Here is a 13086-nt window from a genome sequence, read left to right as displayed (position 1 = left end):
AAAACGATCTCATCTTTTGGGAGAATTATGATTAAAAAAGGGTGGATAGAAAAACTACCAGAGGCGGATGATCGTAAAGAGTTACCTAATAATTAACGAAAGTTTTTACTTTTTTATAAATGTTTAAGATGGGATAGCGTCAGAAAAGTGCGGATTTACAACCTTAAGGAAATCCAAGTATAAGAAAGCCTACTATCTCGATGTTTCAAGTGAAATAATAGGCTTTAGTTACCTCAAAGCTTAACTATAAAAGTAGAACGAAAAACACAGACTTTTAACCGATGAAATAATCCAAGAATATGAATGTTTTTTAGAAAGAGTTAACTCACAACCTGAACATACGCCAATGGCAGTAAGTTGGTTAGAAAAAATATTCCCTAAGAAAAAGAAAAAGGTAGGAAGTATTATCGTTTCAGCTGTTAATCTTGCTTTTTTAAAAAACTTGATTATAGTCACTAAAAGAAAACATAAAGTAAAATTTATCTAGTTGTCAGCTTATATAGCAGAAAATCTATTTAAAAAGACCAAGCCCTCATACACATTGTTCTAACAATTTAGTCATATAATGCAACTAAGAAGATTTACTTTTACAAGTAGCTTCTGTCTTTATTCGTAACTACTCAGACCCTATGGAATTTTTTAAAAATAAACCTGCCTTCACGTTTGATTTCTTGATAACTAGTTAACACTTGAAATATCAAATCAAAGGAGGTGGAGTGTATGAACTACAAACAGTTTTTAGACATTTACAATCAAGGACCCGAGGAAGTATATCGCTTATTCAAAACGTATGAAAAAAGAATAGAATCTCTAAATGGAAAAATTCAAGTTATTTCTAATCGTGTTTCCACTCTTGAATTTCATACTAAAAAAAACTCTACAAATAGCCATAAGCCCCCTTCATCGGACGGACTCCGTAAACCGAAAACGAAGAGTTTACGTGAGAAAACAGATCGTCAGACAGGTGGTCAACCGGGTCATGAAGGTCATACCCTCCACCACGTTTCTCATCCTGATTATGTGATCAACCATCGTGTGACAACTTGCGACGGTTGTGGTGAATCGTTAGAAAATCAGCCTGTCATTCGAGTGAAGACACGCCAGGTATTTGATATTCCGCCGATTCAACTGGAAGTGACGCAACACGAGACTGAAGTCAAAACATGTGCAAGTTGCGGCACAAAGACAGAATCTTCCTTCCCTGAAGAGGTGCAGCACCATGTCCAATACGGGGCAAATGTGCAAAGTATGGTCATGTATATGATGCACTACCAATTGGCTCCTTTCGCTCGGACAAAAGAGTTCTTTCATCACTTTTTCGATCTGTCCATCAGCGAAGGGACCCTTTGGAATATGAATCGAAAATTTGGAACCTATTTGGTGGGAACCTTTGAGCCGCAAGCCCGAAACAGGTTAATCCAAGCACCTGTTGTCCATTTTGATGAAACCGGCTTACGAAGTGAAGGGAAAACGCAATGGTTACATACGTTGAGTACCGATCAAGTGACGTTACAGTATGTTCACGAAAAACGCGGCACAGATGCGATAAACGAGATCGATCTTTTGCCGAAATTCCAAGGCATTGCCGTTCATGATTGTCTGGCATCATATTTTGTTTATGAAAAGTGTGAACATGCCGTGTGCAATGCCCATTTACTTCGCGACCTAAAGGCCGTTCACGAACAAACGAAACAAACATGGACACAGGATATGATGGAAATTCTCCTTTTGGCGAAACAGGAGAGAGAACGTCAAAATGCACCTCTGAATCCCATGGTTGTCGCATGGATGGATGATACCTACACAGCCATTCTGGAAAAAGGATATATGGAGAACGCTGCAATGGCGAATCATGACGCGGAAAAGTTATTAAATCGACTCTCCAAACGCCAAGATTCCGTCCTACTATTTGTAGAAAATCCAAGTGTCCCCTTTGACAATAACTTGGCCGAACGAGATTTACGAATGGCTAAAGTGAAACAAAAAGTCTCAGGTACCTTCCGAAGTGGAACGGGCGCACAGAATTTCGCGATGGCACGAAGCTTTTTAAGCACACTGAAAAAGCAAAAAAAGAACCTGTTTGAATCCATTAAACAAGTAATGAAAACAGGGGAAATACAATTATTTGAAACATAGTTTACGAGGTAATTCGTGATCAATTACCTCTATTTGTATTGGTTTTGGATAGGGATCTGAGTAGTTACCTTTATTCTTACTTTATAGGATCTGATGCTTACTACGCTGAAAAACTCTTTTCAAAAAGTTTTAGGCTTTGACTTAAAATGGAGAAGGAGTGAGTGGTTATGCTATCAACGGTACTGCAGTTTATTTTAGGAATTGGTTTTTTATTCTTTGGTTTCATGAAGTTTTACTCGCAGGACATGGTGAGTGAGTTTGAGCGGTATGGCTTTTCGAGTGGGTTCCGAAAATTCACAGGATTTGTAGAAGTAGTTGGAGCTATTGTCATCGTGTGGGGAGTTTGGTATGAAAGTCTTTCCGCAATCGGTGCGTTTGTATTGGGAGTGACGATGCTGGGTGCAATCTATACGCATTTAGTTCGTGCAAAAGATTCGTTTTCAAAAGTGGTTGTTCCTATTATTCTTTTGGCACTAGCAGTAGTAGTATTTGTACTGAATTTTGATTCCATACCGTTTTTATAAACATTAATATGCAATGTTAGCCGCGAGTTTCGACTAGCGGCTTTTTTCATTCTCTATTCTGCTTTTCAAGCAATTCAATCATTCTATCATTTTGTTTTACTGTTTTTCGCAGATTTGATTCTATTGAAAATAAAGTGACCATAATTGCGAGAAACCCAAATATTAAAAAAATCATAGTGCTTTACAACTCCTATACAACATGTTATCTAAGAAAACAATAACTATATAATAACATATTTTCTATATTTTACATATATGTATTGCTATCTCGATAGACCTTTTTAATTATTTCCAACTAGTGTATAGTTAAGGATAAATTATACAATTAATTAAAGAGGTGAGGTCCTTATGAATCAGCTAGAATACGAGTGGGTAAAGAAAACACGACAAATTTTACTGGATCAATGTAAAGAACTAAATGAAGATGATTTTACGAAAGAGTTTGAATTTGGATTTCAAAGTATTAGAGACTCTTTAGTTCACGTAGCTGGTTGCTACCATGCGTGGTTGGGTTCTTTTGTACTTTCAAAAACAGCCTCACCACTACTAACAAAAGAAGTTATTCAGACTATGCAAGTAGGCGATATTGAACGTTATTTTCAAGAGGCTGATAGATATGTAGAAGAAGTAATCGAAAGTTTCACAGATACATTTGATGAACTTATCGAAAAAGAGCCTTCTTGGAAAGCGAACGGTCAAGTGATAGGGAAAACACCTCGCCAATTACTTATTCATTCCATCACTCATGAGTTTCATCATAAAGGGCAAATTGTGGCTATGCTACGCCTGCTTAATCATACCCCTGAAAATACAGATATTTTAGTTTTGGAGTAAAATCAGGTGGTTGCTTGTTATTCCGCTCGTTTTATTCAGTTGGCTCCTGACTGGTTTAACTGTAAACTCATTTGGAAACATAGGCAATATATTGTTGAAAAACAAAGCCATATGTAAATTTCTTCTTGTTACAAGGAAGATAAATTGCTTCTTCATTAATATTCCATCTATAATAGGTTCACAACCTATTTGGTTTACTAATGGAGGCAAACAACCATGGCGTACGTATTATTATTTCTAATTTTATTAATCGTTGGTATTGTGCTGTTTATTAATGTCCATCCAACGTTTGGGGCAAACCCAACCAAATTACAAAAAGAAGCCTATGAACGGTTTCCTCATTATGAAAATGGCAAGTTTAAAAACATGGTGCCTACTAACATGAAAATGAGCGCAGCTGACATTCTGTCTTTTATCAAAGATTCTATGAACAAAGAGCAGGAACGGAGTCCAAGAAACCAGCTTTCTATGAACAAGATTGACTGGGAAAAGGTGAAAAGTAGGGAAGATAGTCTTACTTGGTTTGGACATTCCGCATTTTTACTAAGCATTGACAATAAAAAACTACTTATTGACCCAATGCTTGGTCCTACAGCTTCGCCTGTATCCTTCATTGGGAGCAAGCGCTACAGCCAAGATATTTTGCATATCATTGATGAAATGCCACCGATTGATGCAGTTTTATTCACGCATGATCATTATGATCACCTTGATTATTCGTCGATTAAAAAGCTTAAGTGCAAGGTAAACCACTTTTTTGTGCCGCTTGGTGTAGGCGCTCACTTAATGAGATGGGGCGTTTCTTCACACAACATTACTGAGCTGAACTGGTGGGACGAGGTAGAATTAGGAGGTATAACACTAGCTTTTACTCCTTCTAAGCATTTCTCTGGAAGAGGCGTATTGAACCGTGATTCCACACTTTGGGGTGGCTGGGTTATCCTTGGTGAAAACACGCGCTTTTATACAAGCGGGGACGGTGGATACGATGCTCATTTTAAAGAAGTAGGAGATAAATACGGTCCGTTTACCTTAACGCTGATGGAAGGCGGACAGTATGATGCGCGCTGGTCGTGGGTTCACATGAGACCAGAAGAGTCGGTGCAAGCACATCTTGATGTAAAAGGTGAAACGATGATGCTCATTCACTGGGGAGCCTTTACACTTGCGTATCACAGCTGGACAGATCCAATAGAACGAGCGATTCAAAAAGCAAAAGAAGAAGGCGTGAACTTACTTATTCCAGAGCTCGGAGAAACGGTTTTGCTGCATGGTGAAAAAGCAAGCGGTGTTAACGACTGGTGGACAAATGAAAGTAAAGAAGCATAAATGAAATGCCCCTAACAAAAGGGGCATTTTCTAATGGAGGAGACAATGAAGCCAAATTATAAAGAGTTAGGACATGCAGATATTTTAGGACCAAAGTTAAAGGAGCTAGTTGAGCAGCAGCTCCTTGAAGATTTAAAATTTTATGGTATTAATGGAGAGAAATTTAAGTTTGACTGGTCGGAAAGTTGTATTGAAGGGCATGACGAAGAGTACTTAGACGGAACAGTGGAAAACTTTTCAGGTATTAACTTATTTAATGAGCAAGATGAACATCAATTAGAAGGCTGGATGGAATTTATTTATGAGCGGGAACATCACTTTTTCATCGCATACTGGGAGTTTTTACACGATATATCTGCTACTAAACGATACCTCAAAGATATGCCTGGAATTCCTGATCACGTGTTTAGTAGAATTCCAGAAGCGGTGCGCCCTAGTTATAAAAACGAACGACTCAATCAATAAAAGGAGAATGACATATGAAAAGAGAAGACCGGCTTTTAGCCGAAAAAGTACTAAAGTATTTGTTGATTGGTAGCCAAGTAGATGGTGTGAAGTTTGGGCCTCACAGTGGAACAACTATACTGAACTTTAGTAACTATAGCCGCAAGGAAGACAGTGACTTTGTTTTATCAATTGAAACTACCTGGAATTTATACCCCAAACCAACTGATTATCCATCGTGCGAGGAGGAAGTGCCTAACTTAACAGAGAAAGAACAGTTTCAGCATATTTGGAGCATGCGTAGGGAAAAGGTAGTGAAAGTTGAATTAGGGAATCAATCGCCACATCTTATTATTCACTTAGAATCTAACAAAGTACTGTTTGTGAACGGCCACGACCCTAATTATGAATGCTGGCAGCTTGAAGAAGAATGGATGAGCGGCGACTGGCTTGTGGTAGCTGCGCCTGGTGATGAGGTTGCGGTTTGGTGTCTAGATGGGTTTGAAGTCTTTTAATCTTGAAAACACTAAAGATAAAGGATAAAATTAACACTGTAATATTTTGCTATATTAGCTGAGGAGAGATGAGACGAGATGAGTAAAGAAACGTTCTATGAACAGGTAGGAGTTGCTATGACGTGCAGATCCTACGAAGAGTACGAAAAAATGTTTGTGTTAGATGATAATCTGTTAAGAAAAGGGCCAATTCTAGATGTTGCAGCGGGTGCTTCTTCTTTTAGTGCCAGCGCCAACGAACAGAGCTATGATGCTTTTGCTGTTGATCCGCTGTATAACTTAGAATTTGAAGACATGATGTGTAAAGGTCAAAAGGAAATGCAAGAGGCAAGTGATAAGCTAGAGAGAAGTCGTTCAAACTTCTCTTGGGAATCTTATGGAAGCTTAGCGGAGCATATACAGATTAGAAAACAATCTTTTGATGTTTTTCTAACCCATTATCAAGAAAAAGAAGTCAATAAACGATTTGTATGTGGAGCCTTACCGAATCTACCCTTTAACAATGAAACTTTTTCTCTAGTTTTATGTAATCATTTTTTATTTTTATATGAAGAGCAATTTGATTTTAACTTTCATTTGCAAGCCATTCATGAGCTAATTCGAGTCACTAAAAAGGGTGGAGAAATAAGGATTTATCCTCTAGTAAACTTTAAAGGAGAGAGGTTTCCTTTTTTAAATGAGCTAATAGAAACTTTAAGCGACGAGAATTTATCTGTAAAAATAATTAGTACACCGTTTCGATTCGTTCCTACAGCAACCGAAGTGTTAACTATTAAGAAAGCAGATTAAAAATCGAAACCTTTCTTCTCATGGGGAAGGGTTTTTTTATGTGGATTTCATTAATAAGGGGGACTGTTACTTGAACAACAAATATAAGCTTTTACTACTCGCTGCTCTGGTAATTACAATCTCTTGGGCCACTTATGTCATTGTCTCAGAAGTAATTCTTCGCTATTAACGTGCTGTAAATAAGAAAAAGGAGACTGAGACATAAGTAGTTCAGTCCTTACTATACCTGAACGATTGAGAGTTCATAACTTTTAATCGTTCAGGTTTTTTGGTTGATTGTGAAAACAATGTTGGAAACAAGGTGGAATGGAGCGTAGGACACTCGACTCCTGCGGGAAAGAGAGGGAAAACGGAGATCCCGTAGCGCAATGGAACGAACGTGTTGAGACAAACCAAAGAGATGGGAACAGCTAGTGTTCGTCGAGGCATCATTTTATTATGTCCCAAACTCTTTTTAATGTGGTTTGTATACGAAAAGCGAATTCTGTTAAGAGTGTTTATGCAAACTAGTAATGCATATAATATTCATTTGTTTCTCTCTCTTTATAACGTTTTAAGATGAACGTTTTAGGTTGGAAGCAAACTCTGTAAAAGAAAACGGAAGATGGTTTAGTTACGAAAACGCTCTAACAGATGAAGATTATACACAAGTTGCAGAACAAGTCCTCAAATCTCTTAAAACATCCGATGAATCTTGGATTACTTCGTTATTTTTATAACTTTTCAAAGGTGAAATAAAGCTTCTTTGAGGCTTTATTTTTTTGTTTTTTTCTCAATAGCTTTTTAGACATGATAATTAGTCATGTTATAAAGCTGATTCTGTTTCAATTTATAGATGGTTATTTCCTTTTTTTATATCTAACATACTCTATTATGTGTGTTATGTAAAAAAAGCATTCTTCGCGCACTTTCAAACAACGTATATTTAGTGATTTTCTGTTCATAATATCCCACACCGTAAAAAATATAATATGTAAACGTCTCAAATTGATGACCATTATCTATATAAGCTGATGTCAATGAATAATATGTCCTTATAATACAGATGATTAATGTCTAGATAATTATTTAGTGTATATGAATTACTTTGTTATACAAGAGGAACTTTACATAATAAAAGGAGTATTGGCAATGGACTCAATGACTTTTGTTTTATTTGGAGCTACAGGAGATTTAGCTAAAAGAAAAATAATACCCGCGTTATATAATTTATTTTTAAATAAGAAAATGCCTCAGCCAATTTCTATTGTTGGATCGGGTAGAGAAGAGATGTCTGATACGGATTTTCAAAACCTAGTAAGAGAGTCAGTGAAAACTTTTTCTCGACGAAAGGTAGACAATCGTTCAAGCATGGAAGATTTTATAGGTTATTTCAGTTATATTAGCTTGGATGCAACAGCACCAGAAGATTATAAAGATGTATTAAATCATGTTCAACAACGTGAAAAAGAATTAGGAATTCCAGAAAATCGAATATTTTACCTATCAGTAGCACCAGATTTTTTTGATTCTATCGCATTAAACATTAAAGAGAGCGGGCTAGGTTCTACAAAAGGTTGGAAGCGCCTGATAATCGAAAAGCCATTTGGACATGATTTAAAATCTGCGCAAGATTTAAACCTAAAATTAAGTCAAGCATTTAAAGAAGATGAAATTTACCGTATTGATCACTATCTTGGAAAATCTATGGTTCAAAACTTAGAAGCTTTAGAATTTGCAAATCCTATACTTCAATCACTATGGAATAACGAACACATTGCTAATGTCCAAATTACGGCAAGTGAAACGGTAGGGGTAGAAGAAAGAGCTGGTTATTATGACCAAGCAGGTGCAATTCGAGATATGGTTCAAAATCATATGTTGCAACTCGTAATGATGACGGCTATGCACCTACCAAAAAGAATTAATTCAGAAGAGATTCGTAATGAAAAGAAAAAAGTAATGGAATCACTTCGCCTCATAAAGAAAGAGGAAGTAGGTATGCACGTTATTCGCGGTCAGTATAGTGCTGGAGAAGTTCAAGAACAGTCTGTAGTTGGATATAAAGAAGAACCTGGTATTGACACGTCTTCACAAACTGATACATTTGTAGCTGCTAGATTGTGGATTGATAATCCATTTTGGACTGAAGTCCCTTTTTATATTCGCACAGGAAAAAGAATGAAAAATAAGTCTACTCGCATTGTGATTGAATTTAAAAACTCGTTAAAATATTTGCATATTACTGAAAAAAGAAACCTGGCTCCTAATTTGCTAATTATTGAAATTAATCCACATGAACAGGTCTCCATACAACTTAACAGTAAAAATCCATTAAATAACGGAGAAATTGAACCTGTAAGAGTAAACTTTTCATTGGATCAAAAGGACGTACCTGAAGCCTATGAACGGTTAATCTTTGATGCTTTCTGTGGAGATCCTACTTTCTTTGCTCACTGGGATGAGGTGGAGATGTCTTGGAAATGGGTACAGCCAATCTTAGAAGCTTTTGCTGAAAACCTTTTACCTCTTTATTCTTATAAATCAGGTTCTTATGGGCCTGAGGAGGCGAATCGTTTACTGAGTGCAAACGGATTTAAATGGTGGTTAGATAAGGATCACTTTCCAACTTTAGAAGGGTGAGACCTTTAAAAAAGCGTCTATTATTTGAAATAAGAATCTCCCTGGGATGGGAATGATAAGGACCATAGGAGAAAATAATATCTAGTGACATGTTTCGAGCGTTAGATCAGAGGTCAATCATTTGAATTTACCACAGAAAACGTTGTTCAACTTACTAAAAATGTATTGAGATATTAGGGAAAAGAAAGTAAACAAGCTTATGCTCTATTGTCTTGTAGCTAAAAAAGATTTGATGGAGGAATACAACTATGAAATTTTTTATTGATACAGCAAACATTGAAGATATTAAAAAAGCATATAAAGTAGGCGTTTTATCCGGTGTGACAACAAACCCATCTTTAGTGGCAAAAGAAGGCGTAAAGTTCGAAGATCGCATTGAAGAAATTCTAAAAATAGTACCTGAAGTAGAATCAGTTTCAGCAGAAGTAACACCGGATGCTGAAACTGCAGAAGAAATGATTGCACAGGCAGAAGAATTAATTAAAATTAACGGCGGAGATAAAAATATTACAATCAAACTTCCAATGACAATCCCTGGCCTGGAAGCAACACGTTACCTTTCAAAAAAGGCGTGAAAACAAATGTAACACTCATCTTTACCGTGAACCAGGCACTTCTAGCAGCGCGTGCAGGTGCTACTTATGTATCTCCATTCTTAGGACGTTTAGATGATATTTCAGAAGACGGTGTCCACCTTGTATCAAAAATTGCAGAGCTGTTCCGCGTACAAAACATTGATTCGCAAATTATTGCGGCTTCTGTCAGACATCCAGATCATGTGACGCGTGTAGCGCTTGCTGGAGCTCATATTGCAACAATTCCTTATGCTGTCATTGAACAACTAGTGAAACATCCTTTAACTGAGCAGGGAATTGAAAAGTTTGCAGCTGATTGGAAAAACGCTGTTAAGAGCTAATTTCTCTACCTAAAACGATTTATTTAATGGAAGGAACGTTAGCTGTTTAAGAATTGTTAACGTTCCTTCTCATTATAAGGATATTAATACGACTAAGGGGTTAATTAGTATGGATTTATTAAGTAGTAAAGTAATTAAGACTGCCCGTGGTTTGGAACTATATATAGATTCAGTAGAGAATATCACGATTAAAGGGATTCATATTCCAACTACATCTAAGCCATATTATGGGGTTAAATTTGAAATTGATTATTTTTTATTAGAAGAACATAAATATTATGACCTTCAACAAAATTATTTCTGCCTTGTTATGAGTGAAAACTTTCAGTCAATCAAGTTAGAGGAACCAGAGATGCAAAGTTTATTTGGTGTTAAAAATGAAGAGGAATTTAAAGCAACCAAACATCTCTTAAGTGACTGGTTAATTAAAACAAATGCTTATAGAGAAGCAATTCTTCAATCTCTTAATGAACATAAAGAGCATGGTACAAAAGAAGGAAATGAAGATACTAAAAAAACAATTACATTCTTAAAGGAGTTATTAGAACTGAAAACAATAGACATAGAGCAAGCGCCTATCTAAAGAACGGTTTATTATTTTCACTATCCGGTATAGTAAAGAAGCTCCAGAACTAATTTAATCGTTCTGGGGCTTCCTTGGAGTTAGCATAGTTTCATGGACACCATTTAATTAAATACCTTTAAGCTTTATGAAGCCTGTATTACACATAGCTAAAAACAGATAATTGCGGTGATTACCTGGATATGAGATGAATAATACATAGGTTACGCTAATCAAATTTCTTTATCTTAATTATCACCCAATAAGAGGAGCAAATAAATGTCTAGTTCTAAAAGACAAATGATGGACGCTGCTTTAGCTCAACATTATAAAAGAGAAGGTGGTTCAAACGGGATAGAGCTGAAACAAATTGAAAACCTTTAGTCCTAATTTGAAATAACTTCGTCCAGAAAAGATTTACCTCGAAAGGAATCTTTTCTGGACAAGTACAGTATTAACAAAAACTTATAGATTAATAGGTTTTAGATGTCGCAATTGCTTGTTCAAGGCTAGAGACAATTGAGATTTTACTGAAATCAATCCCGATTTGAATAGCAGTTTGTGCAATTTCAGGTCGAATACCTGATAGTGTAGCTTTTACACCTATTAAGCTTAATGATTCAATTAATTGAAAGATTTGATGAGCCACCATTGTATCAATAATGACTACTCCGGATAAATCAAGCAAAAGGTGACGAATCCCCTTATCTACACATTGATTTAAAGTGTTCTCAAGAATAAACCTAGCGCGGTCTGTGTCAATCTCACCTACAATAGGAAGTAGGGCTAAGCTTGAACTTAATGAGATGATAGGTGAGCTCAGTTCTATAATCAGTTCTTGCTGAGCCTTCAATCGTAGCTGAGAATGCGCATGGTATTCTCTAGTGAATACAATCATGACGTAATTAAAGTTTTTAATCACAACACGATTCCACCTATTGATTGTTTCTTGTGAATACGTTTCACTACTTGTCCGAATAAATTCTTCAATTAGGTCCAAATACTGATTTTGCGTAACGAAAAACTCATGTAAAATGACGTCGATTGGCGTGTTTAAATGTTCTTCATCTTTTGAAATTGAATTAATCCATTCATCGAAGTGAATGGAAAACTGTTCACTTGACTCGTTATTATCAAAGACTTTACAAAATCGAACATGAAATTCATGGTTTTGCTGTTTTACTTTATCAATTACGAGTGGATCATTTGAAGCATATACACCTAATGAATTTTCTTTGTCTAATGATTCATACCAGTTTTCAGTCAAAGACCATGTGCGTTCAACTAAAAAATGATATAATTTGTGATTTCTATGCATCGGTTATTATCTCCTTATACAAGTGATGGCCATCATCGATCTTTCATGTTGTAAACAGTAAAGTCGTTATTATCTTATAAAGAAAAAAGCCCTGGATTTTTCTGCTCTTAAATTATTGTGCATGCAGTTTTCACTTTATTAAATTTAAAATAGACTGCTTTGTGTTTGTTTATCCTAACATATTAATATAGAGAAAAATACCTTTTTTAGTGTATATATGCTCACAAGGAGTATTTTGCTAACAGCAGTTAACTTAGCTTGAAGGGGGGATAGTATAGCTTTACAGACAAGCATTCAAAGCGTAGAATGACTCTAACGAATAGACAATTTACTATTTTAAGAATCTTAAAATGTGGGTTGATCTTATATAAGGGAGCCTACACAATTGAAAAATCAATTTTCTAAATTAATAGAGAACAACGAAAGCGTTCATATTTATTATAATATTAACGATAAAAGAAATTACTTGGACAATCTAGTGTCGTATATTGTTTCAAGTGTAGAACAAGAAAGACATACGTTAGTAATTGAAAGTGAAAGATTAATTCCGCTCATTTTTAAAAAGTTAGAGGGAATGCTAACTAAGGAACAATTAACATATACACACATTCTACGTTTCTTTTTGTTGGCTTATGCTGCAGTCTATTTGACGTTTTGTTTCGGTCAATTCTTTCGTTGAGATCCGCTTCTAGCTCCACAAAATATATCGTACCGCATTTTGATTCAAAAATGTCGCATACTTCTTTAACAAAATCCCAATCGCTTTGCATATCAAACACCCATACATAAGTGAAAATTATACCTTCTGCGTCACTTTTTGCAACAGCTTCAAAGATTTCTTTACGGAACAAATCCACTAATCTCCACATTTCTTCGTTGAATTGAAACAAAGGAGCAAGAAGCTCAATAGTCATATGGTTATGAAACAGCTTCAGTCCCGTACTTTTCTCTAACTCTTGTCCTACCGTCATTTTCCCAACCGCCTGTGGGCCGAATATGAGAACGAACTTCATCTAGTTTCTCCTTTCTACCGTAAGCTTACTAGATTATCATTATATACATTTGGTGAATTTTATCACAAATAAACAAACAGCCGA

10 protein-coding genes and 3 pseudogenes are annotated in these 13086 nt (G+C 35.9%); 11 read left to right on the top strand and 2 right to left on the bottom strand.

Features of this window, described 5'->3' with window-relative positions:
* Positions 1 to 274 precede the first annotated feature (274 nt).
* From A2U94_RS22320 to A2U94_RS11930, 11 genes and pseudogenes are all read left to right on the top strand, one after another.
* Positions 275 to 487, top strand: a pseudogene (locus tag A2U94_RS22320) (hypothetical protein); the annotation flags it as partial.
* A gap of 233 nt (positions 488 to 720) precedes the next feature.
* Positions 721 to 2136 (top strand): IS66 family transposase, encoded by a 1416-nt coding sequence (gene tnpC / locus A2U94_RS11975; RefSeq protein WP_025910973.1) that lies wholly within the window; start codon positions 721 to 723, stop codon positions 2134 to 2136.
* Between the two features lie 167 nt (positions 2137 to 2303).
* On the top strand, positions 2304 to 2660 hold the full coding sequence (locus A2U94_RS11970; RefSeq protein WP_025910975.1) for a DoxX family protein: 357 nt from the start codon (positions 2304 to 2306) through the stop codon (positions 2658 to 2660).
* Between the two features lie 348 nt (positions 2661 to 3008).
* Positions 3009 to 3494, top strand: a complete 486-nt coding sequence (locus A2U94_RS11965) for a DinB family protein (protein WP_025910976.1) — start codon at positions 3009 to 3011, stop codon at positions 3492 to 3494.
* Positions 3495 to 3710: 216 nt separating this feature from the next.
* Complete coding sequence (locus A2U94_RS11960; RefSeq protein WP_025910977.1) at positions 3711 to 4823, top strand: MBL fold metallo-hydrolase; 1113 nt, start codon at positions 3711 to 3713, stop codon at positions 4821 to 4823.
* 45 nt (positions 4824 to 4868) lie between these two features.
* Complete coding sequence (locus A2U94_RS11955; protein ID WP_152545198.1) at positions 4869 to 5288, top strand: hypothetical protein; 420 nt, start codon at positions 4869 to 4871, stop codon at positions 5286 to 5288.
* Between the two features lie 14 nt (positions 5289 to 5302).
* Positions 5303 to 5782, top strand: coding sequence for a hypothetical protein (locus A2U94_RS11950; protein WP_025910981.1), 480 nt, complete (start codon positions 5303 to 5305; stop codon positions 5780 to 5782).
* Positions 5783 to 5860: 78 nt separating this feature from the next.
* Positions 5861 to 6571: a class I SAM-dependent methyltransferase gene (locus tag A2U94_RS11945; protein WP_025910982.1), complete on the top strand. Its 711-nt coding sequence runs from the start codon at positions 5861 to 5863 to the stop codon at positions 6569 to 6571.
* Between the two features lie 1131 nt (positions 6572 to 7702).
* Positions 7703 to 9193, top strand: coding sequence for a glucose-6-phosphate dehydrogenase (zwf, locus tag A2U94_RS11940; protein WP_025910983.1), 1491 nt, complete (start codon positions 7703 to 7705; stop codon positions 9191 to 9193).
* A 248-nt stretch (positions 9194 to 9441) separates the two neighbouring features.
* Positions 9442 to 10109: pseudogene (gene fsa, locus A2U94_RS11935) on the top strand (fructose-6-phosphate aldolase).
* Between the two features lie 109 nt (positions 10110 to 10218).
* Positions 10219 to 10692 (top strand): hypothetical protein, encoded by a 474-nt coding sequence (locus A2U94_RS11930; protein WP_035321172.1) that lies wholly within the window; start codon positions 10219 to 10221, stop codon positions 10690 to 10692.
* A gap of 451 nt (positions 10693 to 11143) precedes the next feature.
* On the opposite strand, the gene A2U94_RS11925 is transcribed toward A2U94_RS11930, so the two are convergent.
* Positions 11144 to 11989: an STAS domain-containing protein gene (locus tag A2U94_RS11925; RefSeq protein ID WP_025910986.1), complete on the bottom strand. Its 846-nt coding sequence runs from the start codon at positions 11987 to 11989 to the stop codon at positions 11144 to 11146.
* 608 nt (positions 11990 to 12597) lie between these two features.
* Positions 12598 to 13002, bottom strand: a pseudogene (locus A2U94_RS11920) (AAA family ATPase); the annotation flags it as partial.
* Positions 13003 to 13086: the final 84 nt, after the last annotated feature.

The organism is Bacillus sp. VT 712 (assembly GCF_001614195.1).
Taxonomy (GTDB): Bacteria; Bacillota; Bacilli; order Bacillales; family Bacillaceae_H; genus Priestia; species Priestia flexa.
Note: the sequence above shows the minus strand (reverse complement) of the source record. Positions and strands in the feature narration are given on the sequence as shown.